The 23,150-nt window shown below is 57.8% G+C and carries 25 protein-coding genes and 1 tRNA gene; 8 read left to right on the plus strand and 18 right to left on the minus strand.

The annotated features are described in order from the left end of the window. Positions 1-32: 32 nt before the first annotated feature. The 3 genes from miaB to hflX are packed head-to-tail and all read left to right on the plus strand — an operon-like array spanning position 33 to position 3,630. Positions 33-1,403, plus strand: a complete 1,371-nt coding sequence (gene miaB, locus I4W07_RS05010; RefSeq protein ID WP_196025813.1) for a tRNA (N6-isopentenyl adenosine(37)-C2)-methylthiotransferase MiaB — start codon at positions 33-35, stop codon at positions 1,401-1,403. Beyond that, positions 1,403-2,341 (plus strand): tRNA (adenosine(37)-N6)-dimethylallyltransferase MiaA, encoded by a 939-nt coding sequence (gene miaA / locus I4W07_RS05015; protein WP_196025814.1) that lies wholly within the window; start codon positions 1,403-1,405, stop codon positions 2,339-2,341. The genes miaB and miaA overlap by 1 nt, the downstream gene beginning before the upstream one ends. After that, positions 2,341-3,630, plus strand: a complete 1,290-nt coding sequence (hflX, locus tag I4W07_RS05020; RefSeq protein ID WP_196025815.1) for a GTPase HflX — start codon at positions 2,341-2,343, stop codon at positions 3,628-3,630. The genes miaA and hflX overlap by 1 nt, the downstream gene beginning before the upstream one ends. On the opposite strand, the gene I4W07_RS05025 is transcribed toward hflX, so the two are convergent. Both I4W07_RS05025 and lexA read right to left on the minus strand, forming a co-directional pair. Beyond that, the gene (locus tag I4W07_RS05025; protein WP_196025816.1) at positions 3,615-4,319 is read right to left on the minus strand and encodes a heparan-alpha-glucosaminide N-acetyltransferase; all 705 of its coding nucleotides are present in this window, start codon (positions 4,317-4,319) and stop codon (positions 3,615-3,617) included. The genes hflX and I4W07_RS05025 overlap by 16 nt on opposite strands. Then, complete coding sequence (gene lexA / locus I4W07_RS05030; RefSeq protein WP_196025817.1) at positions 4,319-4,963, minus strand: transcriptional repressor LexA; 645 nt, start codon at positions 4,961-4,963, stop codon at positions 4,319-4,321. Before lexA ends, I4W07_RS05025 begins: the two co-directional genes overlap by 1 nt. A 163-nt stretch (positions 4,964-5,126) precedes the next feature. Here lexA and I4W07_RS05035 point away from each other — a divergent pair, with 163 nt between their 5' ends. From I4W07_RS05035 to dut, 3 genes are read left to right on the plus strand one after another with little or no spacing between them, the layout of a single operon-like run. Continuing rightward, complete coding sequence (locus I4W07_RS05035; protein ID WP_196025818.1) at positions 5,127-5,576, plus strand: LysM peptidoglycan-binding domain-containing protein; 450 nt, start codon at positions 5,127-5,129, stop codon at positions 5,574-5,576. Between the two features lie 51 nt (positions 5,577-5,627). Continuing rightward, positions 5,628-6,071, plus strand: a complete 444-nt coding sequence (gene nrdR, locus I4W07_RS05040) for a transcriptional regulator NrdR (RefSeq protein ID WP_022093781.1) — start codon at positions 5,628-5,630, stop codon at positions 6,069-6,071. Positions 6,072-6,075: 4 nt separating this feature from the next. Then, the gene (gene dut / locus I4W07_RS05045) at positions 6,076-6,519 is read left to right on the plus strand and encodes a dUTP diphosphatase (RefSeq protein WP_196025819.1); all 444 of its coding nucleotides are present in this window, start codon (positions 6,076-6,078) and stop codon (positions 6,517-6,519) included. Positions 6,520-7,014: 495 nt separating this feature from the next. Here dut and I4W07_RS05050 read toward each other — a convergent pair whose 3' ends face one another. Beyond that, positions 7,015-8,364 carry an MGDG synthase family glycosyltransferase gene (locus tag I4W07_RS05050; protein WP_230317487.1) on the minus strand — a complete coding sequence of 450 codons (1,350 nt, stop codon included), beginning with the start codon at positions 8,362-8,364 and terminating at the stop codon, positions 7,015-7,017. Between the two features lie 69 nt (positions 8,365-8,433). Here I4W07_RS05050 and I4W07_RS05055 point away from each other — a divergent pair, with 69 nt between their 5' ends. Continuing rightward, positions 8,434-9,372, plus strand: coding sequence for an NAD(P)/FAD-dependent oxidoreductase (locus tag I4W07_RS05055; RefSeq protein WP_196025820.1), 939 nt, complete (start codon positions 8,434-8,436; stop codon positions 9,370-9,372). A 153-nt stretch (positions 9,373-9,525) separates the two neighbouring features. After that, positions 9,526-10,137 (plus strand): DUF1836 domain-containing protein, encoded by a 612-nt coding sequence (locus I4W07_RS05060; protein WP_195919805.1) that lies wholly within the window; start codon positions 9,526-9,528, stop codon positions 10,135-10,137. A gap of 73 nt (positions 10,138-10,210) precedes the next feature. Here I4W07_RS05060 and I4W07_RS05065 read toward each other — a convergent pair whose 3' ends face one another. The 15 genes from I4W07_RS05065 to der all read right to left on the minus strand — a co-directional run bounded on the left by I4W07_RS05065 (position 10,211) and on the right by der (position 23,149). Next, complete coding sequence (locus tag I4W07_RS05065) at positions 10,211-11,077, minus strand: DegV family protein (protein WP_196025821.1); 867 nt, start codon at positions 11,075-11,077, stop codon at positions 10,211-10,213. 164 nt (positions 11,078-11,241) lie between these two features. Continuing rightward, positions 11,242-12,369, minus strand: coding sequence for a coiled-coil domain-containing protein (locus tag I4W07_RS05070; RefSeq protein WP_230317488.1), 1,128 nt, complete (start codon positions 12,367-12,369; stop codon positions 11,242-11,244). Between the two features lie 32 nt (positions 12,370-12,401). After that, positions 12,402-12,932, minus strand: a complete 531-nt coding sequence (locus I4W07_RS05075) for an adenine phosphoribosyltransferase (protein ID WP_196025822.1) — start codon at positions 12,930-12,932, stop codon at positions 12,402-12,404. A 39-nt stretch (positions 12,933-12,971) separates the two neighbouring features. Further along, entirely contained in the window at positions 12,972-13,850 is an 879-nt protein-coding gene (gene ftsR, locus I4W07_RS05080) for a transcriptional regulator FtsR (RefSeq protein WP_148346656.1), read from the minus strand. A gap of 3 nt (positions 13,851-13,853) precedes the next feature. Beyond that, complete coding sequence (locus I4W07_RS05085; protein WP_006236002.1) at positions 13,854-14,288, minus strand: FHA domain-containing protein; 435 nt, start codon at positions 14,286-14,288, stop codon at positions 13,854-13,856. A 66-nt stretch (positions 14,289-14,354) separates the two neighbouring features. Then, positions 14,355-15,059, minus strand: coding sequence for a CDP-alcohol phosphatidyltransferase family protein (locus I4W07_RS05090; protein ID WP_196025823.1), 705 nt, complete (start codon positions 15,057-15,059; stop codon positions 14,355-14,357). 291 nt (positions 15,060-15,350) lie between these two features. Next, a tRNA-Pro gene (locus I4W07_RS05095) sits at positions 15,351-15,427 on the minus strand. 80 nt (positions 15,428-15,507) lie between these two features. After that, on the minus strand, positions 15,508-16,722 hold the full coding sequence (gene coaBC, locus I4W07_RS05100; RefSeq protein ID WP_230317490.1) for a bifunctional phosphopantothenoylcysteine decarboxylase/phosphopantothenate--cysteine ligase CoaBC: 1,215 nt from the start codon (positions 16,720-16,722) through the stop codon (positions 15,508-15,510). 2 nt (positions 16,723-16,724) lie between these two features. Further along, positions 16,725-17,444 (minus strand): zinc ribbon domain-containing protein, encoded by a 720-nt coding sequence (locus I4W07_RS05105; protein ID WP_196025824.1) that lies wholly within the window; start codon positions 17,442-17,444, stop codon positions 16,725-16,727. Continuing rightward, positions 17,441-18,250, minus strand: a complete 810-nt coding sequence (locus I4W07_RS05110; protein WP_196025825.1) for a Nif3-like dinuclear metal center hexameric protein — start codon at positions 18,248-18,250, stop codon at positions 17,441-17,443. Before I4W07_RS05110 ends, I4W07_RS05105 begins: the two co-directional genes overlap by 4 nt. Then, positions 18,247-19,425, minus strand: coding sequence for a cysteine desulfurase family protein (locus I4W07_RS05115; protein WP_148346660.1), 1,179 nt, complete (start codon positions 19,423-19,425; stop codon positions 18,247-18,249). The genes I4W07_RS05110 and I4W07_RS05115 overlap by 4 nt, the downstream gene beginning before the upstream one ends. Positions 19,426-19,431: 6 nt before the next feature. Then, the gene (gene rpe / locus I4W07_RS05120; RefSeq protein WP_195445808.1) at positions 19,432-20,103 is read right to left on the minus strand and encodes a ribulose-phosphate 3-epimerase; all 672 of its coding nucleotides are present in this window, start codon (positions 20,101-20,103) and stop codon (positions 19,432-19,434) included. Between the two features lie 18 nt (positions 20,104-20,121). Continuing rightward, entirely contained in the window at positions 20,122-21,129 is a 1,008-nt protein-coding gene (locus tag I4W07_RS05125) for an NAD(P)H-dependent glycerol-3-phosphate dehydrogenase (RefSeq protein ID WP_196025826.1), read from the minus strand. Positions 21,130-21,138: 9 nt separating this feature from the next. Further along, positions 21,139-21,822, minus strand: a complete 684-nt coding sequence (plsY, locus tag I4W07_RS05130; RefSeq protein ID WP_196025827.1) for a glycerol-3-phosphate 1-O-acyltransferase PlsY — start codon at positions 21,820-21,822, stop codon at positions 21,139-21,141. Then, a complete protein-coding gene (der, locus tag I4W07_RS05135; protein ID WP_196025828.1) occupies positions 21,815-23,149 on the minus strand; it encodes a ribosome biogenesis GTPase Der in 1,335 nt (444 codons plus the stop codon). Before der ends, plsY begins: the two co-directional genes overlap by 8 nt. Position 23,150 lies beyond the last annotated feature (1 nt).

The raw sequence follows: 23,150 nt of genomic DNA on the forward strand, positions 1-23,150 counted from the left end.
CGTTTTGCTCCCCATCGTTAGGACTTATGCACATGGACCAGCGTTCCGTACGCGATATTCTTGCCGGTAAAACCTACTTTATTCGCACCTTTGGCTGCCAGATGAATCAGCACGATTCCGAGCGCGTGAGCGGTCTGCTCGATTCGTATGGTTGCCTCATGGCGCTCGATCCCGAGCATGCCGATATCGTTGTCTTCATGACATGCTGCGTGCGTGAGGCCGCCGATACTCGCCTGTACGGTCAGTGCAATTCCTGCAAAAGCCTGCCGCCTTCGCCTTCGGGCAAGCGCGTGGTTGCCGTGGGTGGCTGTATCGCGCAGCGTGATGGTGAGGGCCTGCTCACCAACGTCGATAACGTCAATGTCATCTTTGGCACGCATTCTATCGCACATGTGGCCGAGCTCATTGCCGAGGCGTTCCTTGACGGCAAGCGTCATATCCGCACCAATGAGCATGAGGATACGGATGCCATGAGCATGCCGTGGCATCGCGAGACCCAGTATCACGCCTGGGTGCCCATCATGACGGGCTGCAATAATTTCTGCACCTACTGCATCGTGCCGTACGTGCGCGGTCGCGAAAAGAGCCGCTCCTTCGAGGAGATTGTCGACGAGGTGACCGGTTTGGTGCGCCAGGGCGTGCGCGAGATCACACTGTTGGGCCAAAACGTTAACTCATATGGTCGCGATCTGTTTGGCAAGCCGCGTTTTGCCGATTTGCTGCGCGCCGTAGGCGATACGGGTGTGGAGCGCATCTTCTTTACATCTTCACATCCCAAGGACCTGCTGCCCGAGACCATCGACGCCATGGCCGAGACGCCTGCCGTTATGCCGCAGCTGCACTTGGCTGTCCAGTCAGGTTCGACACGGATCCTCAAAGAGATGAATCGCCGTTATACACGCGAGGACTATCTGGGCCTTGTCGATCGCATTCGCAACCGCATGCCCGATATCGCGCTCTCGACCGACATTATCGTTGGCTTCCCGGGCGAGACTGAAGAAGACTTTGAGCAGACGCTCTCACTTGCTGAGACGGTCCGCTATGCTCAGGCCTATACCTTCATCTATTCCAAGCGCGCCGGTACCCCGGCCGCCGAGATTGACGATCCTACGCCGCATGAGGTTATTCTCGAGCGTTTCAATCGCCTGGTTAAGGTTATCGAGACCACGGCGCACGAGTATAACCAGGGTGAGCTTCATACTGTGGTGCCGGCGCTCATTGAGGGAACGAGTAAAAAGAACGACGCGGTCCTGCTGGGCAAGAGCCCCAAGAATCAGACCGTTCATGCGCCTATCCCCGAGGGTTACAGCATCGATCAGCTTGTTGGCAAGATCGTTGATGTTGACGTTGACGTTGCCAAGACCTGGTATTTGTCCGGCTCCGTTGTGGGCGAGCCGCGCTAATGGTTTCTCCCGGGACAGGTCTTTCCGCCGTTGCGATCGTCGGTCCGACGGCGGTTGGTAAGAGTGATGTTGCCGACCGTTTGGCAGCTCGTCTTTCGTCCGAAGTGCTGTCGTGCGATGCGATGCAAATCTATCGCGGCATGGACATCGGTACCGCAAAGATGGCGCCCAATGAGTGTACGGCGCCACTGCGTCTCGTCGACATTGTAGAGCCGGGTGTGGCATATTCTGCTGCGCTTTATCAGGCTGACGCTCGCGCGCATGTTGAACGTCTCCTTGGTTCGGGTTGCCTGCCTGTTTTTTGCGGAGGTACGGGGCTGTATCTCAAGGCTGCCCTTGATGAGATGGACTTTCCCTCGGGTGAACTTGAGGACGATCGCCGTGCGGGCTATCAGGAGCTTGCCGAGCGTATTGGTGAGGAAGAACTGCATGCCCTGCTTGCCGAGCGTGATCCAGAATCGGCTGCTGTTATTCATCCCCATAACGTGCGTCGCGTGATTCGCGCGCTCGAAATGCACGATGATGGCGTTTCCTATGCGCAGCAAAAGTCGCAGTTTAGTGTTCCGCGCGAGCATTATCACGCTCTGTGGTTTGGTCTGACGCGTAATCGTGAGGTGCTCTACGAGCGCATTAACCTGCGTGTCGATCTGATGTTTGAGCAGGGCCTTGTCGATGAGGTCCGCGGTCTTATGGGCCAGGGGCTGGGAGATGCCCTGACGTCGATGCAGGCAATTGGCTATAAAGAGATCATCGATGCTTTCAATGGTGTGATGAGCATGGATGAGGCTCGCGAACTCATCAAGATGCGTTCGCGTCGTTATGCCAAGCGTCAGCTTTCGTGGTTTAAGCGCGATGACCGTATCGCGTGGTTTGATATGGATAAATTTACGATCGATGAGGTCGTTGAGGATATCCTGCATCGTATTGAGGCTGCCTAATGGCCCGTTTTCCTCTTGTTCCCACGGCACCCGAGCCCGAGCGTGCCATTTTGGTTGGTGTTGAATGGCGCGACAATGCATGGCCGCTCGATCGCTCGCTTGATGAGCTGGAGCGTCTTGCCCACACGGCTGGCGCCCAGTGCGTGGCACGCTTATCGCAGCGTTTGGTAAAGCCGTATCCTAAATCGTTTATCGGTTCCGGTAAGGTTGAAGAGCTGTGCGGCCTGGTACATCGCATGGATGCCGATGTCGTTATTTTTGACGACGACCTGACGCCCTCGCAGCAATCCTATTTGGAGAAAGCCGTGGGCGAGCCGGTAAAGATTATCGATCGTACTGCACTGATCTTGGATATCTTTGGCCTTCATGCTCAGACGCGTGAGGGACGCCTACAGGTACAGCTGGCACAGCTTCAATATTTGTTGCCTCGTCTGCGTGGCATGTGGAGTCATCTCGCCAAGGAACAGACGCGCGGCGGCATCGGCTCGCGCTTTGGTCAGGGCGAAAGTCAGCTCGAGGTCGACCGTCGCCTTATTCGTAATAAGATCGCTGCGCTTCGTCGTGAGCTCAAGCAGGTTGAACAGCGTCGCGATGTTCAATCCAAGAGCCGCATTGAGTCACCGGCGTTTCGCGTCGCGTTAGCCGGTTATACCAATGCCGGTAAATCGACGTTGCTCAATCGTCTTACCGGCTCTACGGTACTTTCGCAGGACAAGCTGTTTGCTACGCTCGACCCGACGACGCGTTCGTATCGCCTGCCCGGCGGTCGCGGAATGACGATTACCGATACCGTCGGCTTTATTCAAAAGCTGCCGCATGGTCTTATCGATGCCTTTAAATCGACGCTGTCCGAGGTTTTGGGTGCCGATCTAATTCTCAAAGTCGTAGATGCGTCTGACGAGGACTATGAACGGCAGCTGGAGGCTGTCGACCGCGTGCTTGATGAGATCGGCGCCGGAGAGCGCCTAACGCTGACCGTATTCAATAAAATCGATCTTCTCGATAGCGTTGATCGATTAAGTTTCCGTCGTCGCTATCCCGAGGCCGTGCTGTTTTCGGCCCAGACGGGCGAGGGACTCGACGATCTCGTCGACCATATTGCTCGTGAGGCGGCTGCCACCGATGTGTTGCTCTCCGCTGATATCCCGTATCGTGAGGGCGCCCTCATCACGTTGGTGCATGAGCAGGGAACCCTTCTGCATGAGGAATATCTAGAGGACGGAGTTCGCATTGTGGCGAAGTTGCCGGCCCGAATCGCGCCACGTCTAGAGCGTTATCGCACCGAGTAGACGAGCTCCAAAATGCCCAGAATGATGGGCTGATGCAGCAGATAAAAGGGGAGTGCATGACGTCCAAGGCTGGCGAGCGCCGGTAGGGGGTTGGCGTAGGCCCAGCTTGGGGCGGTCTTACCGATTCCCTGCGCTATGTGTGCGGCGAAGTATCCTGCAAGATACATAAAGATAAACGGGATGATGGGGTAGAAATCACCTGAGATAAACCCAGGGCTCGGAAATCCTAGCCACGCCAGGTAGGGGACAGGGTAGGTCGTTTTGGGGATGCTCCAGGCGAGGGCGAACAACACAAGGCATAGGGACATGCCCAATCTCGCCGAAATCTTCTTAAGGACGGGATTGGTCAACGCTACGATGCCGGTACATGCGGCCATACAGTAGATGATGCCAAAATTAACCGAATCGTCGACTGAGACAAGTGTTGTTGCCAACCAGACGACGAGTGCTGCTAAGGCGTATTTGGCGGCACGTTTGATATTGTTGCGCGAAAGAGTGCACATCCAACCCGCGATAAACAAGAATACCCAGCTGATGCTGGCGCGCCAGATGTCTTGAAAGACAGTCTGGGTAAACCAGGGCATATCCCAACCGTACAGGTAGGCGAGATCGTAGCAAGCGTGAAAACCTGCCATTGAAATCATCGTAAACCCGCGGACGGTATCAAAGATGGTGATGCGTTTTCGCATTACGAGAACCGGCGCATCAAGCCGACGACTTTGCCCAAAATAACGGGATTTGTTGCATAGATAGGCTCCATGGTGTCATTCTCGGGCTGCAGGCGTACGCGTCCCTGCTCCTTGTAGAACGTCTTGACGGTCGCTGAACCATCAATCATGGCCACGACAATTTCGCCGTTCATGGCACTCTTTTGTTCACGGACGATGATGTAATCGCCATTGAAGATGCCGACATTGATCATTGAGCTCCCATGCACCTCAAGGATAAAGGAACCCTGATCGGTGGCGATTTCGGTCGGGATAGTAAAAGTGTCTTCGATATTCTGCTCGGCCAGAATGGGAATCCCAGCCGCGACGCGACCAACGAGCGGTAGCGAGACCGTTCCGCGAGGTGCGGTGGGCTCGTCAGTTTTAGAAATTGAGACAGAGGAACCGTCCTCGTTAAAGAGTTCCAAGGCGCGCGGTTTGGTGGCATCGCGCTTGAGTAGCCCGCGCGCCTCCAGGGCAGATAGATGGGCGTGCACGGTGCTGGGGGAGGAAAGGCCCACGGCAGAAGCCATCTCGCGCACGCTGGGCGGATAACCCTTCTCCTGCTGATATTCCTTGATGAAGTCGTAAATTTGCTGCTGACGCTTGGTAATTTTGCGAGCCATCAGGGCATCCTCTCTACCCATGTCAAACAAATGTTCGAATTATGCTTGACAGGAACAACTGTTCGAAGATAATAATAACCGAACATTCGTTCTCGCGCTAGACATTTTTGTCCGCGCGGCTTGATAAAACTGTTCTCAGCAAAACACGCGAGAGGAGAACATGATGAACGCAACGAATATGGTCCAGGGAAACCTCGCCCTTAAGCTCGAGACGCCTGCAGAACCCACTTTTACGGTTGTTCAGGGTGGCCGCTCCGGCTTTCAGCCTTTGACCGTAAAGCCTGCTCGCAATCAGCAGGCTGTAGTTGCGCCGGCCCGCGTTGCCCTGAAGGTTCCGACGATTGTCGCCGTTGCCGTTGCGCTTACGCTCTTTTTTGTCCTCGCTACGTCGGTCTTTAGCGCTCGTCACGCCGCTTATGCCGAGTCCGTTTCCAACGTTACCTACGAGAACATTCGCGTTCAGCCTGGTGATTCTCTTTGGTCGCTTGCCGAGGAATATCCTATCGAAGGCCTTTCCACGCAAGAGACTTCCGATATGATCCGTAACGTCAATCATCTGGAGCATGGTTCGCTCGCCGCCGGTGCGCATCTTAAGGTTCCTGCTCGTTCGTAATCATTATCGCGCTGCGCATGGTACCCTTGTTATCGTTTAAGAGGAGGTACCATGCGCTGTCCTAAATGCGGCAAGGCACATACCCGCGTTGTTGATTCCCGTATGCAGGAGTCAAATAACACCATCAAGCGCCGTCGCGAATGTTGCTCGTGTAACTACCGCTTTACAACGTTCGAGCGATGCGAAGACCCAATCGAGGTCATTAAGTCGGACGGAACCAAGCAGCGGTTCGATCGGAATAAGCTGCTCGTCGGCTTGATGCGCGCCACCATCAAGCGCGATATCGACACTAAGAAGCTCAATGAGATTATCGACGACATCGAGGTCGAGCTGCGCTCTCGCACGCTGACGGCCGTCACGTCCCATGAGTTGGGTGACATGGTGCTCAAGCGCTTGGCCAAGATCGACAAGGTGGCGTACATCCGCTTTGCCTCGGTCTACCGCGATTTCAAAGACGTCGATGAGTTTCTGCAAGAGCTCGACAAGCTAAGGTGATTCCATGTCCAACATTACCGTTAACATAAAGCGTCTCGACCCCACCGTCGTGCTTCCCAAATACGCCCATCCCACCGATGCCGGCTTGGATCTGCGCTCCAACGAGGACTGCGTCCTGAAGCCCTTCGAACGCCGTCTGGTCTCTACTGGGCTGGCCATCGCCCTGCCCGATGGCTACGCCGGCTTCGTCCAGCCCCGCAGCGGCTTGGCCATCAAGCAGGGCCTGTCTATAGTCAATACGCCGGGCCTCATCGACGCCCACTACCGAGGAGAACTCAAGGTTATCCTCATTAACCTGGATCCCTCCAACAACATCCAAATCAACAAAGGCGACCGCATAGCCCAACTTGTCATCCAAGAAGTCCCCACGGTCAACCTCATAGAAGTAGAAGAACTAGACGAAACCGACCGAGGCAACGGAGGCTTCGGCTCCAGCGGCGTCGCTTAATCATTTTCAAGATGTAGAGTTGGCCTCTCACCCGGGGCCCACACATATCATCCCGTGCTCAAACATTCTCGCTACGCTGCGAAACTGCGCGCGGGACGATATGTGTGGGCCCCGGGTGAGAGGCCACATACTTGAATATGTATTTCGACTTGCGCGGTGGGCCTCATCAATATAATTACGACTTGTTTGTTGTTCTGACTCTCTATTAGCTGGACTACATCCTTGTAAATCCTAACCGGGAATGTGTTTTAGGTTCTAGTTAGTATGCGGCAAAGGGATACCGCCTTTGTCGCATCGGCTTACTGTATTTATATTTTCCTGTTTTACCTTTGCAGGTTCTAATGGAGGGGATACCGAAGTAGCTGCTAGTAAGTAAACGCAGCCGCTCTGCCGGAGCCGCCCTTATATCGTTCCACGCGCAGTTTCGCAGCGAAGCGAGAATGTTTGAGCATGGAATGATATAAGGGCGGCTCCGGCAGAGCGGCGGACATTCGACTAGCGGATATGCGCGGGCTTTCCGCCCCAGTAGAAGCGGCAGAAGGCTCGTTTGCGCTTTTGGGGCTTGCCTACGAGCTCCATGGTTGCGATGGCGATGTCTTTGGCAGCGTGAGGGCGGCGTAGTACTTCGCCGTTGATGAGTAGGGCTTTGAGTGATTCGGGATGGTCGTGCAAGTGACGTAGGGTTACGATGAGTTCTCGTGCGGTGGTGACATGCATGCTGGCGCCCATGCCGGTGAGCATCGTGGTGTTGGCCTTTTCCTGACCGTATGATTTGCCCAGTAGGATCATCGGCAGATGCGCGCACAGGCACTCGGTGACGGTGAGCCCGCCCGATTTGAGGATTGCCAGGTCGCAGCCGTGCATGAGGGCCGCCATGTCATCTACGTAGTCCAGTACCGTCACGTTGTCGAGCTTCATGGCGTCGAAGAGCGTTTTGAGTCGGTTGGCGTATTCCTTATCCTTGCCCGGTAAAAAGACAAAGTGCATGTCCTCAAAGCTGCGTAAGAAGGGGAGCGTGTGGTCCATCGCGGCACGGAAACGCACGTATGGTTGGGGCAAACTGGCGCCGGCCATCACCAATACGACGGTTTTGTCTATGGGGAGATTGAACTTGCTGAGCTCATCTTCGCGTTTGTAATCTGAATCGAAACCGGCACGAATGGGAATGCCCGTTATGCGGATCTTTGACTCGGGAACCTTGCGCGGGCGCAGCGTTTCGGCCATAAACTCGTTGGCTACGCAGAATAGGTCGGTGTCCTTGTGGGGCCAAAAGCCTTCAACTTCATAGTCTGTTGGTACGCAGATGACCGGGTAATCGATACCCGTGATGACGCGGGCGCCCACAGCGACGTTGGCCGCCGTAATGTGTGTTGCGACCACGGCTATGGGCCTGCGGGTCCGGACGTATTCGTTGAAGGCGGGGAACATAATTCGTGACCATGCTGTGCCGCCGCCCCAGAGTAGATGTCCTGTAAGCGTATATCGCCAGGTCAGGTCGTAAATGGGACGCATGGCGCCGGTAAACGACGCTGCTGTTTTATTACCATCGAACCTAATGCGTCCAAAATCGAGGATATCTAGGACTTCGATCTCAATATCCTTAGGGATTCCCTTGGTGCCGCGGATAAGGTCAAATGCTTGTGCAATCGCGTTGGCGGCGGCTTTGTGGCCCGATCCAACCGATGCGTGCACAATGGTTACCAGGGGTTTTTGTGCAGGTGAAACGGTCATTTGCTCCGGTTGGGGAGTGGCTTGCATGGGCAGGGGAGCGCTATTGCTCATCTGCGTTTGATCCATCGATAACTCCCCTTCAGCTTTGTTACGCGATTTATCATTGTAGTGCATGAGTGTCATGTTCACGTAAATTTGGGTATGAGCGCAAAGAACGCCAATCTTTCGACAGGAGGTCTCTTCATGACTACCCATCAGCCGATCGATGTTGCGATTATCGGTGGCGGCCCTGCGGGCTATGCTGCGGCCATTTATGCGGCGCGCTCCAACCTAACGACGACCGTGATTGAACAGGGCATGTCGGGAGGGCAGATCGCCACGACCAATGAAGTCGAGAACTATCCGGGCATTCCGCTCTTGAGTGGCGCCGAACTCGGTGAGCGTTTTCAGCAGCATGCAGAGGGCCTGGGAGCACAGGTTACATGGAGCATGGTTACGGGTATCGATTACGATGCCGATGCAGCGCTGTTTACGGTGCATCACGATTTGGGCGATACGTCGGCCTCGAGCGTTATCGCTTGCATGGGTGCCACGCCGCGATCTGCTGGTTTTGTTGGCGAGGATGCGTATCGCGGTCGCGGCGTTTCGTATTGCGCGACGTGCGACGGCATGTTCTTTCGCGGCAAGCAGGTTTTTGTCATCGGCGGCGGCAATGCTGCCTGCGAGGAAGCTCTGTTCTTGTCAGAAATCGCCAGCAGCGTGACCATCGTTTTGCGCCGCGATCAGTTCCGTGCCCCCGATGGTGTGGTTCAAAAAGTTCTTGCAAAAGATAATATTTCAGTTAGGTACCAAACTAGTATTGTCGAGCTCTCGGGCGAAGCCATGCCAACGACGATTACCTTTAAGGACAATGCATCCGGGGAAACTCACACCGAGTCATTTGTCCCTGGCTCGTTTGGTATCTTTGTCTTTACCGGAACGCAGCCCCATTCCGAGCTCGTTGAGCATCTAGTCGATCTGGCGCCGGACGGCGGTATTGTTACTGATGATTCCATGGCGACCCGCACGCCAGGTCTATTTGCCGCTGGCGACATCCGTTCCAAGCGTTTACGCCAGGTTGTGACTGCCGTTTCTGATGGAGCCATAGCGGCAACGAGCGTATACGCGTTTCTCCGTAGATAAGTACGATAATATATCTTATGTAAGTTTGTTATCTATTAACTAAATGGCGGGACGATGCATCAGTGCACTGTCCCGCCATTTTTCTTGCAGGCTATATGGTATGCAAAACTAGATAACCTAGAATACAATATAGAAAATGAACGGAGGACCTTTATGAACCACGTTAAACACGTTATTCCGATGTCTGATTCGTCGGTCAGCATTAAGCCTGAGGATATTCAGCCCACTGTGCTGCCCGATGCATTTATTCAGTCCGATATCGTGCGCAAACTCAATACGTTGAGTCTGCCGCGCTATGACCAGTTGCCCAATGTGACGCTCTACCGCGACCAGGTTATTGAGTATGTTGCGCTGTGGATGGAGCCGCTGTTCATTTGCGTTGAGCAGCCTATCATTACGCCATCGATGATCAATAACTACGTAAAGGTCGGCCTAGTGCCTGCTCCGGTCAAAAAGCAATATGGCCGCGAGCAGATTGCCCGCCTGATCGCTATCTGCATCTTTAAGCAGGTGCTACCTATTGCTGCTGTGCAGGCACTCTTTAACATTCAGCGTTTGAGCTACGATGCCCCGACGGCCTTTGATTATGTGGTCGATCAGCTCGAGGCATCGATTCGTGCGGCGTTTTCCGTCGAGCAGACTCCCGTGCCCGATACGGCGCATCAGGTAACGCGTGAGTCGCTGCTTGTGCGTAGCGCGGTATCGTCCTTCGTTTCGAAGGCTTACTTGATGAGCTATCTCAAGTTCAACGGGTTTAATAGCTAGCCGACGTATAAAACGGGCGGTACAAAGAGCCATCTGTCGCTTTGTACCGCCCGTATTTTTGCTTGATTGGACTTTATTTGCCCGAAGCCACGCCCATGCCGTAGCCGATAATGAGCCCATGCATTTCGGCATAGTATGAATCTAGCCCGTTACAGGGCATGATGATGGTTTTGGAGCCGGGCCAATGCTCGACTATGCGGTCAGTAAGCGCCTGGGCTCCAGCTTCGTTCTCAACGTGATCGATGACGACCTCGCCGCCCGTAAAACCCTCGGCTTCCATGGTATCGATGATCTTGTTGAGCATCTTCTTTTCGCCACGCGTGTGCCCGACGAGTTCGATTTTACCGGCCTCGCTCGCCGTGCCCAAAATGCGGATATTGAGCTTGTTGGCAATAACGCCGGCTGCCTTAGGGATACGTCCGGCTTTGGCGAGGTTTTCGTAATTGCACAAGCTGAAGAGGATTTTGCTGTTTTGCTCAAGGCTATCGAAGTATGCGCAAGCTTCCTCGAATGAGACATCCGGATTGCTTGCAAGATAGCGGTCGAACAGCAAGAAAATGAGGTCCATTTTGCCGCCAGCTGCGCGTGAATTGACTAGATGAATCTGTCGGTCGGGCTCCTCGGCAAGAACCATATCGCGAGCCGTGGCTGCCGCGTTGTAGCTGCCCGACACGCCCTCAGAGATCGGCATGCAGATGGTCTTGTCTGCCAATTTGAAGAGCTTGGCCCACTCCCCTACGCTGGGACAAGCGCTCGAAGAAGCGTTCGTCTCCGCCTGAACAGCGCAGTTGAGCTCTTGAACATCGAGCGAAAGGTCATCGACGAATTCACGCTCCCCCACTCGAATTTTGAGGGGCGCAAATGCAAAGATGGTATGGGGCGCGGTCGGTTGCCAATCGCGAAGGTTGCAGCTTGAATCGGAGATAAGTGCCCAGCTCATAGAGGGTCCTTTCTAATCGTTCCCATTCAATTATAGCCATCTTGCAGACCGATTGGGCCGCTATCTAGTATTCAAAACTAGATAGCGGACTGCACGAAAGGCAAAAGAATGGACCCCATGACTCAAAGCCACGAGGTCCATATCCGTTTGCTTTATCTGAATACTTAGTAGCGCACGAAAATGTAGTTGTTGTTCATGCCGGCGGCAACGGAGCTGATGATAACACCCGTGTTGTAGTCGGACGCATGAATCATCTGACCACCACCGATGTAAATGCCGGTGTGGTACGAGTTGACTACAACGTCACCGGGCTGCGGATCGGACACACGCGTCCAGCCCATAAAGGTGCCCGTGGTGCCCAGGCGGCAATAGCGACCAGTAAGGCAATAGCTTACAAAACCAGAGCAGTCGAAGCTGTTCGGGCCAATTCCGCCCCAGGAATAGGCGCAACCAAGCTTGCTGTATGCACGCGAGACAACAGAACCGCCATCGACGGACTGGCTCGGAGCAGAAGGCGTCGGAGCCGGAGCAGGCGTGGAGGGCTGCGGCGTCGGAGCAGGTGCCGGCGTAGGAGCCGGAGTGTTGCCGCCCTGGTTGTTGTTATTGCTGGTCTGGCCACCGTTGTTGGTGTTCTCGGTCGTACCGGCAGTCTCGTTGCTCACCGTGGCCTTCTCGGCGGTGCTGGCGTTGATGCCGGCCTGCAGCGCGGCGTTGGCCTCGGCCTCGGAGGCAAGCTCGGCCTGCAGCTGCGAATCCAGGGAGTTTACGACGTTCTGGGCTTCAGCCTGCTGAGCGTTAAGCTCGTCGACCTTCTTTTGCGTGGCGGCGACGTTCTTTTCCTGCTCGGACTGCTTATTGGTGAGCTGCTGCTTAAGCTCCTTGACCTCTTGAATGGTCTGAGCTTGCTTATCGGAAACTTTGCCGTAGTAGAACAGACGGTTGAGCATATCGCTCAGGTCATCGACACCCGTCAGAACCTGAAGCAAGCTCAGGCCGCCGGTCTTATACTCGCCGGCGACATAGGTCGAGAGCTTAGCCTGACCATCGGCGATCTCCTGCTGCTTTTGCGTGATCTCGCCGGCAGTCTGATCGAGCGCCTGTGTCTGCGTGGCGAGCTCATCGTAAATCTGCTGAGTTTGGGTACCGATCTGCTCGAGCTTCGTACGAGCGCAGGCAAGGTCGGATGCGGTATCGGCGTAGGCAGGAGCCGCGAGGCCCAAGCCCAAAACACAAGCGAGGGTTGCCGTAGCAGCGCAGCGTGCCATGTTTTTGTGCGTGTTTGCTGTGCGCATGTAGCTTCCTTTCCAGTAACTAAGGGTAACGGCTAGTCCACCGTCACCAGGCTAAAGAGCTCCACATCGTCATTAGACGGTGTGAGCTTCTCGCGCGGGTTGAGAAACGCAAGCTCAAGGATACAACCATAACCGACAAGCTTTGCGCCCATATCTCGCACCAGTTTACCTGTTGCCTCGACGGTTCCGCCCGTCGCGACCAAGTCGTCCAGAATCAACACGGTATCTTTAGAGCTGATAGCGTCGGCATGGATCTCAATTGAATCGGTGCCGTACTCGAGCTCGTAGCTCTGGCTCACGGTCTCGCGCGGCAGCTTTCCCGGTTTACGTGCGGGAACAAAGCCGGCGCCAAGGGCTACAGCCACCGGTACGCCAACCATAAAGCCGCGAGCCTCGGGACCCACGACCTTGGTGATTCCCATGCCGGCAAAGTGCTCGGCGAGGGCATCGGTCATGGCTTTGAGAGCCTCGGGATTGCCAAAGAGCGGCGTGATGTCCTTAAATACGACTCCGGGTTCGGGATAGTCGGGAATATCGACGATATGAGATTCGAAGTCATACATGGCGTGACCTTTCATGGATTGCCGAAATTTCAGCAGCGGTTATTTGCCCGCGGTGGCGGCGCCGGATTGCGAAGGGGCGACGACTTTGAGCGGCTTTACGAGAGAATCCTCGTGCGAAACCGGCGCGGCTGGCTCTTCGTTTTTGGCCTTGGTGGACTCGGAACGCGTGATTTCCTCATCGAGTGCATCGATGTCGGCGTCCTCGACCACGGCGTTGAGCGACTCAAAAACGCGGTTCTTGAGCAGCGCGGTGTGCACGCCCTCCGTCAGGTCGTGAAGCTTCTTAAACGCACGCTCGAGCTTGGCGTCGCGCTCGTCATCGGAGGTATCCATTCCGAGCATGCTCACGAGCACCTGCTCAAACATCGAGGACTCGCGGTTAGCGGAAGACACGTACTGACGCAGGTTGCGTGGCTCGATATGGAAGCGCGACAGCTCGGAGCAGTAACGGATGATCGGAAAATCGCGACCATCGACGAGCTCGCGGTTCTGCGGGCTTTTGATGATGCGAATGAGGTCGTTTTCGGCGAGCGAGCGGATAAACGAAATCTCGACGCCCAGCATATCGGGAATGGTCTCGATGGGATGCAGCTTTTGCTTAGTCTCCTTGGGCTCCGTCTTGAGCGGAACATCGGACAGCAAGCCCACCTCGTAGGCGAGCGTTGACAGGTCCGTGGCGTTTTCCAAGCGCTGCTTAATCACGTTGAGTGGCATATAGCGGGTCTTCTGCAGGTGCAGAATGACCTCCAGGCGATCAACGTCCTCCTTGGAGTACTGACGGTATCCCTTTGGCGTACGATGAGGGGTAATGAGCCCCTCATCCTCTAGAAATCTAATTTTTGAGTTCGAAAGATCGGGGTATGCGCCTCGAAGTAGGTTGACGACTTGGCCGATACTCAGATAGTTGCGTTCGGCCATGCCCTACTCACCGGTTTCGATGCGCTCCGGCGTGCTCTCGTGGTAGATGAGCGTAAACGTACCGATCTGGACGGAAGAACCGTCGTGCAGCGGGGCTGCATTGACGATGGCACCGTCGACCCAGGTGCCATTGAGCGAGCCCAAGTCCTCGATGCGAGCGCCGAGGCCCTCGCGAATAATGCGCGCGTGGCTGCGCGAAACGGTCATGTCATTGAGGAAGATGCCGTTCGCAGGATCGCGGCCGATGGTGGTCACGTCGTCCTCGAGTTCAAAAGCGGCACCAGTCTGCGGACCCTTGACGATGGACAGAACGGGGGCGGTGATGCGCACGTTGGCCATGAGGTCGGGAACGGTGACGTCGCTTGAAGGAACGCGGAATACGCAGGTAGCGTCCGCGGTCTTATCATTCTGAGGCATATTGTTAACCATGTTGTCCATGACAACCCCTAACTTATCGCGGACCTGCCGCAAATAATGAACCGTACGTAATCATACCCCAACGAATCAGTCTTCGATTTCAGGGTTCAGAAAGTCGATGTCCTCGTCCTCGGGATGCGCGAGAGCCTGTTTAATGGCCGCTCCGCCCTTAATGGAGTAGATGACAGCCGTGAGCATGGAGAAGATCACGCCGCCGTACACAAAGAAGATGCCGAGGGGCACCGAGCTTCCGTTGAGGCCCGGGAAGGCCGTAAGGGATGAAGGTAAAAGATGCAGGCCGTCAATAACGGGGAAACCGAGCAGCATGAGCGAGAAACCAGTCATGAGCAGCGCTGTGGCAATCTTTCCCGGGAAGACGACATCGATGGGGCGACGGTGATAATGACGAACGATAAGCGTGCCGATGCCCAGATAGATGTCGCGGCCAATAATGAGCACGCAGACCCAGATGGGTAGCTCTCCGCGGACCACCAGTCCCAAGACGCCGGTGAACAGCAGCGCACGGTCGCAGATGGGATCTATGACCTTGCCGAGCCATGAGACCGTCTTAGTCATGCGGGCGATCTGGCCGTCCATCCAGTCGGTGGAGGCGGCAACGGCGTAGATAACAATGGCGATGACGCGGTTGTTGTCCGTCACAAACAGGTACAGAAATACCAGGGTGAGGATCAGGCGCGTAAAGGTGATGAAATTGGAGATCGTAAAGATCTTATTCGACGGGTAATCGGAAGTGCCGATAAGCTCCTTTTTGATCTTCTTTTTGATGCCCACAGGACTCCCCCGCTGGTTAACGACAAAACTTTCGATACTATACCCGTTCCGGCGATGTCTATCCAGCGCAGCCATAGAGAGTCCAGACATGTGGAGGGCGCTATTAGGCGGGGGATTTCGCATTTGTGTACATCTGCCTCCAAACATGTCAAAAAATGTCGATTTTGGTGGCTAATGTACACGTTTTGATTCGGTGATTACATCGATCGGGAACGTTGTTACTTTAAGCAAAATAATCATGGTGATTAAAACAAAAAAGGTCAGGCACTAAGTGCCTGACCTGCAAACTTCTGGTCGGGACGACTGGATTCGAACCAGCGACCCCTTGACCCCCAGTCAAGTGCGCTACCAAGCTGCGCCACGTCCCGAAGCTTTTGTCTGTTGCTCTGCTCTCGCTCGCAACAGGGAGTATATTAACCCGAAACTTTAGACTTGTGCAAGAACTTTTTTATAATTTTTGAAGCAAGTCCAAAATTGTATCTGCGAGCTGGGGTTTTGTTAGCACGCGAAGTTCTTGCGTACCCGCTTTACTCACGATCCAGGCCTTGTTGGTGTCGGTCCCAAAGCCCGAATCGGTGCGTGAGACATCGTTGGCGATTATTGCATCGCACCCCTTGCGGGTCAATTTGCGCTCTGCGTACTCGACAACGTTATCGGTCTCGGCCGCAAATCCGATCACGCATCGCTCGCCCTTCTGGCGCGAGAGCTCGGCCAAAATATCGACCGTCTCGACCAGTTCGATGCGATCCAGGCGCTCGTTGGCCTTTTTGAGCTTATGGTCCGCAGGGGCCGCGGGGGTGTAGTCGGCGACGGCGGCCGCACAAATTGCCGCATCGGCCGTCTGGAAGGCGCTCAGGGCCGCCTGGAGCATCTCTGCGGCGGTCTGCACGCGCACGCACTCCACGCCGCTGGGCACATCGAGCGATGTCGGCCCCAATACCAGCGTGACCTCGGCACCGCGGCGTGCGGCCTCCCCCGCCAGGGCGATGCCCATCTTGCCCGACGACCGGTTACCGATGAAGCGCACGGGGTCTATCGGTTCGTGCGTGGGGCCGGCGGTAATCACGATGTGCTTACCTACCAGGTCCTGAGGCGCGGGGTTGAGCACCTCACAGACAGCCTCGACGATGTCCTCGGGCTCGCTCATGCGTCCCGTGTCCACGTCGCCGCAGGCAAGGTAGCCACTGCCCGGACCCACCACATGCACGCCGCGGTCGCGCAGCGTGGCCATGTTGGCCTGCGTCGCCGGCGCCTTCCACATGCCGTTGTTCATAGCGGGTGCGATCACGATGGGTCGCGGCGTCGCAAGCAGCGTGGTGGAGATGAGGTCGTCGGCGATGCCGGTGGCCATCTTGGCGATGATATTGGCCGTCGCGGGCGCCACGACCACCAGATCGGGCTCCTGCGCCAGCGAAATGTGGTGGATGGGGTCGGAGGGATCGTCGAATAAGCCCACGGCAACAGGCTCGTTGGTGAGCGCACGGAAGGTGAGCGGGCCCACAAACTCGGTGGCATGCTCGCTCATAACGACCTTGACGCGCGCGCCGCGCTTTTGCAGCAAGCGCACGATATTGCACGACTTATAGGCGGCGATCCCGCCGGTAATGCCCAGCAGGATCGTTTTTCCCTCAAGTTGCATTGAATTGTTGGATGCCGCCGCCATCGCTAGGCTTCCTTGCTCGGGAGTACCAGGAGGCGGTGGCAGTATGGGCAGTGCGTAATTGACCTACCGTCGTGGTTGAGGTCGCTCATGGACGATGCCTGCAGCGCGGTGTGGCAGACCGTGGGGATGTTGCCCTGGATGGTCTCGACCGCCAGGCCGCGGAACTGCTTGAGCAGACGCTCGTAGTCCGTGAGCACGTCGGTCGGCAGTGTGGCGGCAAGCGCGGTGCGCTCCTTAGCGGCGGCGTCAATCTGAGCCTGCAGGTCGGCAGCCTTGGCGCGGGCGGCCTTGGTATCGGCCTTCACGCCCTCCTCGAACTTGGCGATGATTGCCTGCGCGCGGGCCTCGCGGTCGAGCGCCTCCTTATGGGCGACAACGACGTCCTTGCGGGTGTGCTCAATCTTGTCCAGACGCTTGGCCAGGGTGGCGAGTTCATTCTCCAGGTCCTGAACCTCGCGGTAGTCGGAGCCGTCGACATGGCGCTTCTTGGCAGCCTCGATGGCGTTGTTGGTCTGAATCTCGGTGGTGTTGAGATCGTCGAGCTCAATGTCCAGATCCTTGCGCTGGGCGTAGAGCTTGGTCATCTCGGACTTGAGCTTCACATGGGTCTTGCGCTTGGAAGCGAGCTCCTTGAGCTCCGGCATATTGGCAAGTTCGCTCTTGTTGCGGGCGAGCTCCAAATCGATCTGTTGCAGCTTGAGTAGCGTAGCGCCGGCGCTCATAAGTTCTCTCCTTTTGTCACAGTCCACCATTGGCAAGGGTTCAGTATTTTAATCGCATGACGGGGGTTGACCCCGGCGTCAACTGCAGAGTTCATCAATATATCAACGAACGGCTCCTCGGAGCGGTCGTGGCCGAGCAAGATCACCGACAGCCCGCGCAAGGCAAGGTCTTGCGCCACGTGATAGCCTGCCTCGCCCGTCACGACAACATCCGCACCGGCGGCGATGGCGAGCTCTCCAAAGTCGCCCAGGGAGCCGCCCAAAATGGCGACGGTGCGGCACGGGCGATCAACTTCGCCCCACACACGCGGGTCGCTTCCGAAGGCTGTGGCAGCACGGGTGGCAAGATCGCGCAGCGTGCACGGGTCGTTGAGCGTTGCAAGCGCGCCCAGGCCGGTCGGCTCGGGGTCGTCCACGTGCTCCAGTGAGCTCACGGGTACGGCACCCAGCAGCTCACTCAGGCAGACGCGGGCTTCGTGCGAGCGGTCCAGGTTGGTGTGGAGCGAGATAATGCTCACGCCGCAACGCGCTGCCTCGTAGAGCGCCGCGCTGCATTGGGGGCGTGCGGAATCCGACGGACAAAACGCCTCGGGCGCCTTGATGTATATGGGATGATGCGTCAGCAGCACGTTGGCGCCGCCTTCTTGGGCGCGGCGAACATTAGCTTCGGTCGCATCGAGCGCGCAGGCAACGCCGGTGATCTCCGCGGCCGGATCGCCAACGGAGAGTCCTACGTGATCCCAGCCCTCGGCGTCCGCCTTGGGGTAGCGCGCCAGCAGCCCACGTTCAAGCTCGGCGACGATCATGCGGCACCCACGATCGAGAGCAGCGTCTGGGCAAACTCGTCCAGGTCGACAGGGTTCACACGGTCATCAAACGAGATACGCAGAGCGCCCAATGCCTGCTCGCGACCAATGCCCATGGCGCTGAGAACATGGCTCGGGTCCATGCTGCCGCTCGAGCATGCCGAGCCAGCCGACACCTCAAAGCCGGCGGCGTCGAGCTTGATGATGAGCTCCTCGGAGTCCATGCCGTCAATGTAGATCGATACCATGCCGGGCAGACGGTCGGCTTGCGCGTAGTCGCCCATGGTGGCGTGAATGCGCGGATGGGCCGTAAGCGTGGCGTAGAGCTTGTCGGATAAGGCCTGCAGCGTTGTACGCTCCTGGGCCACGCGGGGCGCCAACGTGCGGGCGGCAGCGGCAAAAGCCAGCTGTGTACGCAGGTCCTGCGTGCCGGCACGACGACCGGCCTCCTGTCCGCCGCCAAAGATGCGGGGTCGCAGTGGGGTGCGGGTCTTAACGTAGAGCGCGCCAGATGCCACAGGACCGCCGATCTTGTGCGCGGCAACGGTCATAGCATCGACGCCCAGCTCGGTGACATCGAGCGGAATATGCAAGTAGCCTTGGATGGCATCGGTATGAAACAGGGCACCGGCAGCATGTGCGGCGGCGGCCAGCTCGCGGATGGGCTGCACCACGCCGGTCTCGTTGTTGGCAACCATGATGCTCACGAGCGCCACGTCGTCGCCTAGTAGCTCGACAAGCGTGGCGGGCTCAATGTAGCCCATGCGGCAGGGCTGCACCAGGTCGACGCTAAAGCCTGCGGCACGCAGCAGCGGCAGGTTGTCCAGAATCGAATCGTGCTCGATGGCAGATACGATCACGCGGTTACGCTTACGGTCGCGCTGACGTGCACCCTCGGCAAGACCGAGTAGCGCCAGCTGGTTGGCTTCGGTGCCGCCGTTGGTCAGAACAATCTCAGACGGGCGAACGCGCGCGCCAAAGCTGCGGGCGATCTCGCGACGTGCAACCTCCAGACGCGCGGCAGCCTTGCGGCCGAGCGAGTGCAGCGAGTTGGGGTTGACGCCCGCTAGCTCGCTATCGTCGTACTCACGCTGCGCAAGGCGCGCCTCGGCGCGCATGGGCGTCGAGGCGGCGTAGTCAAGATTCACGGGTATGCGGTTTTGACCTGCGGTCATAAGGGTTTATGCCTCCTGTGCAGCCTCGTTGCCCAGCTTCTGCAGCAGCGCAACCTCGGCAGCGGGATCTTCGGACTTAAATACGGCAGAACCGGCCACCAGGACATTTGCGCCGGCCTTGACGACCTCGGCAATGTTCTTGGAAGAAATGCCACCGTCGACTTCGATGAGGGGCGAAACGCCGTGACGCTCGCACATGGCCTTGAGCTCGTGGAGCTTAGCGATGGTGCCCGGGATAAAGCTCTGGCCGCCAAAGCCTGGGTTCACGCTCATCAGCAGCACCATATCGACGACGTCGATGATGCTCTCGAGCACGCACACGGGGGTGGCGGGGTTGAGCACAACGCCGGCCTTGACGCCGCGCTGCTGCAGATGAGTGAGCGTGCGGTGCAGGTGCGTGGAAGCCTCGTAGTGCACGGTGATCATGTCGGCGCCGGCGTCGGCGTACCAATCGACCGTCTCGTCGGGGTTCGATACCATCAGGTGCGCGTCGACCGGCACGTCGGTGGAGCGCTTGACGGCCTTGAGGATGTCGACGCCAAAGGTGAGGTTGCCGGTAAAGTGGCCGTCCATGACGTCGAAGTGCACGTAGTCGGCGCCGGCGATCTTGTCGAGGTCGCCCTTGAGGTTGGCCATATCGGCCGAAAGGATGGACGGAGCGATTTTAATGGAACCCATGGTAGAAGCCTTTCTGCGCTAGTCGGTGAGTCCGTAGAACTCTTGGGAGGGTACGCGGTCGGTAAGAATCTCGAGCGCCCTATCCAAAGTAACACCGTTGTAGAGCGTTTGCTCCACGGCAAAGGTGAGCGGAATGTCTACGCCCAGTGAACGGGCAAGCTCGCTCACGCTGCGGGCCGCGACGGCGCCCTCGACAACCATATGCGTGCGCGTCTGATACTCGTCGAGCGACACGCCGTGGGCAAACTCGTAGCCAAAGGTGCGGTTGCGCGAATGCTCCGAGGTGCAGGTGGCAATGAGGTCACCCATGCCGGCAAGTCCCATGCAGGTCATAGCTTGACCGCCGCGGGCATGCACCAGACGGCTAATCTCGGCCAGGCCGCGCGTCATGATGAGGGCGAGCGTGTTGTCGCCGGCACCGGTGCCGGCGGAGATGCCGCACACGATGGCGATGACATTTTTCATGGCGCCGCAGACCTCGACACCGGTCATGTCTTGCGACAGATAGATGCGGAAGGCCGTGGACAGGAGCAGGTCCTTAAAGGTCTCCCCTATCTGCGGATCTTTGCTGGCGATGACGGCGGCAGAAAGCCCGCCGCGGCAGATCTCCTCGGCATGGTTGGGGCCCGAGAGCGCCGCCACGCGCGCCTCGTTGCCGATCTCGCTGGCGATGACCTCGCTCATGAGCAGGCCGGACTCGGGCTCAATGCCCTTGGTGAGGCAGAGCACCGGGGTATTGGCTGCGATAAAGGGCGCGGCCTGGTGGCACACGCTGCGAAGGTGCGTCGAAGGAACGGCGAAGATGATGGCCTCGGCGCCGTCGAGCGCCTGTACCAGGTCCGTGGTGGCGACGACGTTGCCGGGCAGCTCGTAGCCCACCAAATACCGGGGGTTACGGTGCTCGCCGTTGATGCCGGCGGCCGTCTGCTCGCTGTGGGCCCACATGGTCACGCGCTCGGCACGCGCGGCAGCAAGGCCGGCGACGGCGGTTCCCCAGGAGCCGGAGCCAATCAGCGCAACATTCATGACTCTCTCCTATTTATCGTCGGGCTCGGTGACGCGCTTGGTAAACGAGAGCTTGGACTCCTTACCGGTCATGAGCTTTTTGATGTTCGCACGATGGGCCCACACCACGGTGATGCCGATCATCGCCATGCAAAACTTAAGGCCTAGGCTGCTGTACGGAAAGACCGCACAAGCGGCGATGGGAAGTCCGATGGCCGCGGCAAGCGAGCCCACCGACACAAACTTGGTGATGGCGACGGCCACGATAAACATGCCCAGCAGCGACAGGCCAATGGGCCAGTACCAGGCGAGGATAACGCCCAGACCAACTGCGATACCCTTGCCGCCGTGGAAGTTGAGATAGGGCGAGAAGATATGGCCCCACACGGCTGCCAGGCAGATGACGCCGAGCATCCAGTCGCCGGGGGCACCGGGCGCCATAATGTTCGGCGGAAAGCCATAGCCCAAGTCGGCAATGAGCGGACGCGCGATAAGGACGCAGATGGCGCCCTTAAGGCAGTCGAGCAGCAGCGTGAGCGCGGCTACCTTGGGGCCGGCCACACGCAGGGCGTTGGTGGTGCCGATGTTGCCGGAGCCCGCCTTGCGAATGTCGGTGTGGTTGAACACGCGGCCCAGGATCAGGCCAAACGGAATCGCTCCGATAAAGAACGAGACCACGGCGCAGATGGCGGTCAGCAGAATCGGATTATGCATCCTTTTGCTCCTTCTTCCTAAAGAAGAGTCGAATGGGTGTGCCGGCAAAGTCGAAGGTCGAGCGCATGCGGTTTTCGACGTAGCGCTGATAGGTGTCGTTGACCAGATCGCTGTGGTTGACGAAGAACGTGAACGTCGGCGGGTTGACGCCCGTCTGGGTCACGTAGTGCATGCGCAGGCGGCGCTTGCCGTCCACCACGGTATGACCGAACTCGCGCAGGTCGGTGAGGAACGTGTTGAGGCGCGAGGTGCTGATCTTCTGCGAGCGCGTCTTTTCGGCGGCGTCGACCATCGCCCAGATCTTCTCGACGCTGCGGCCAGTGAGGGCAGAGATGCGCAGGTACTGGGCCCAGGGAGCCATGACGCCCAGACGGCGGTCGATGGTCTCCATGCAGGCCTCGCGTTTACGGTCGTCGTCGAGCAGATCCCACTTGTTGAGCAGCACAACGATGGCGCAGCCGCGCTCGATGGCAAGACCCATGACCTTCTGGTCCTGCTCGGTAACGCCCACGGAGGCGTCGACGACGAGCAGCGCCACGTCGGCGCGGTCGATGGCGCGCAGGCCGCGGACCATGGAGTAGTACTCGATGTTCTCGTACACGGTGCTCTTCTTGCGAATGCCCGCGGTGTCGACCATGCGGTAGTGCTTGCCGTTACGCTCCACGACGGTGTCGATGGCGTCGCGCGTCGTGCCGGCAATGTTGGACACGATAGAGCGGTCGGCGCCCAGGATGCGGTTGAACAGCGACGACTTACCGGCGTTGGGGCGGCCGATGATGGCGACGTTCAGCGCGTCGGGGAACTCATCGGCGACCTCGTCCTCTTCCTCCGGAAGCACGGCCACGATGTCGTCGAGCAGGTCGCCCGTGCCGTGGCCGTGCAGGGCCGAGAGCGGCGTGGGCTCGCCGATACCGAGCGAATAGAACTCCCAGATGCTGTCGTTCTCTCGATCGGGGTTGTCGAGCTTGTTCACCAGCAGAAAGACCGGCTTGTCGCAGCGCTTGAGCATGCGGGCGACCGACTCGTCCTCCTCGGTAACGCCGGTGCGGCCGTCGACCACAAACAGGATGACGGCGGCTTCCTCGGCGGCGGCGAGCGCCTGGTCGCGGATGGACGTGGCAAAGACGTCATCGCTCTTGAGCGGTTCGATACCGCCCGTGTCGACGATGGTGAACTCACGACCGTTCCAATCGGCCGTGTGATACGAACGGTCGCGCGTGACGCCGCGGGACTCGTGGACGATGGCGTCCGAGGTCTGGGCCAGGCGGTTAACGAGCGTGGACTTGCCCACGTTGGGGCGTCCGACGACGGCGACGATAGGTTTCATC

Source organism: Collinsella aerofaciens, from assembly GCF_015670745.1.
In the GTDB taxonomy this organism is placed as follows: Bacteria; Actinomycetota; Coriobacteriia; order Coriobacteriales; family Coriobacteriaceae; genus Collinsella; species Collinsella aerofaciens_T.

Coding starts and splice junctions, on each gene's coding strand:
- miaB (WP_196025813.1), top strand. CDS start 33: ATGGACCAGCGTTCCGTACGCGATATTCTTGCCGGTAAAACCTACTTT.
- miaA (WP_196025814.1), top strand. CDS start 1,403: ATGGTTTCTCCCGGGACAGGTCTTTCCGCCGTTGCGATCGTCGGTCCG.
- hflX (WP_196025815.1), top strand. CDS start 2,341: ATGGCCCGTTTTCCTCTTGTTCCCACGGCACCCGAGCCCGAGCGTGCC.
- I4W07_RS05025 (WP_196025816.1), bottom strand. CDS start 4,319: ATGCGAAAACGCATCACCATCTTTGATACCGTCCGCGGGTTTACGATG.
- lexA (WP_196025817.1), bottom strand. CDS start 4,963: ATGGCTCGCAAAATTACCAAGCGTCAGCAGCAAATTTACGACTTCATC.
- I4W07_RS05035 (WP_196025818.1), top strand. CDS start 5,127: ATGAACGCAACGAATATGGTCCAGGGAAACCTCGCCCTTAAGCTCGAG.
- nrdR (WP_022093781.1), top strand. CDS start 5,628: ATGCGCTGTCCTAAATGCGGCAAGGCACATACCCGCGTTGTTGATTCC.
- dut (WP_196025819.1), top strand. CDS start 6,076: ATGTCCAACATTACCGTTAACATAAAGCGTCTCGACCCCACCGTCGTG.
- I4W07_RS05050 (WP_230317487.1), bottom strand. CDS start 8,364: ATGCACTACAATGATAAATCGCGTAACAAAGCTGAAGGGGAGTTATCG.
- I4W07_RS05055 (WP_196025820.1), top strand. CDS start 8,434: ATGACTACCCATCAGCCGATCGATGTTGCGATTATCGGTGGCGGCCCT.
- I4W07_RS05060 (WP_195919805.1), top strand. CDS start 9,526: ATGAACCACGTTAAACACGTTATTCCGATGTCTGATTCGTCGGTCAGC.
- I4W07_RS05065 (WP_196025821.1), bottom strand. CDS start 11,077: ATGAGCTGGGCACTTATCTCCGATTCAAGCTGCAACCTTCGCGATTGG.
- I4W07_RS05070 (WP_230317488.1), bottom strand. CDS start 12,369: ATGCGCACAGCAAACACGCACAAAAACATGGCACGCTGCGCTGCTACG.
- I4W07_RS05075 (WP_196025822.1), bottom strand. CDS start 12,932: ATGTATGACTTCGAATCTCATATCGTCGATATTCCCGACTATCCCGAA.
- ftsR (WP_148346656.1), bottom strand. CDS start 13,850: ATGGCCGAACGCAACTATCTGAGTATCGGCCAAGTCGTCAACCTACTT.
- I4W07_RS05085 (WP_006236002.1), bottom strand. CDS start 14,288: ATGGACAACATGGTTAACAATATGCCTCAGAATGATAAGACCGCGGAC.
- coaBC (WP_230317490.1), bottom strand. CDS start 16,722: ATGGCGGCGGCATCCAACAATTCAATGCAACTTGAGGGAAAAACGATC.
- I4W07_RS05105 (WP_196025824.1), bottom strand. CDS start 17,444: ATGAGCGCCGGCGCTACGCTACTCAAGCTGCAACAGATCGATTTGGAG.
- I4W07_RS05110 (WP_196025825.1), bottom strand. CDS start 18,250: ATGATCGTCGCCGAGCTTGAACGTGGGCTGCTGGCGCGCTACCCCAAG.
- I4W07_RS05115 (WP_148346660.1), bottom strand. CDS start 19,425: ATGACCGCAGGTCAAAACCGCATACCCGTGAATCTTGACTACGCCGCC.
- rpe (WP_195445808.1), bottom strand. CDS start 20,103: ATGGGTTCCATTAAAATCGCTCCGTCCATCCTTTCGGCCGATATGGCC.
- I4W07_RS05125 (WP_196025826.1), bottom strand. CDS start 21,129: ATGAATGTTGCGCTGATTGGCTCCGGCTCCTGGGGAACCGCCGTCGCC.
- plsY (WP_196025827.1), bottom strand. CDS start 21,822: ATGCATAATCCGATTCTGCTGACCGCCATCTGCGCCGTGGTCTCGTTC.
- der (WP_196025828.1), bottom strand. CDS start 23,149: ATGAAACCTATCGTCGCCGTCGTCGGACGCCCCAACGTGGGCAAGTCC.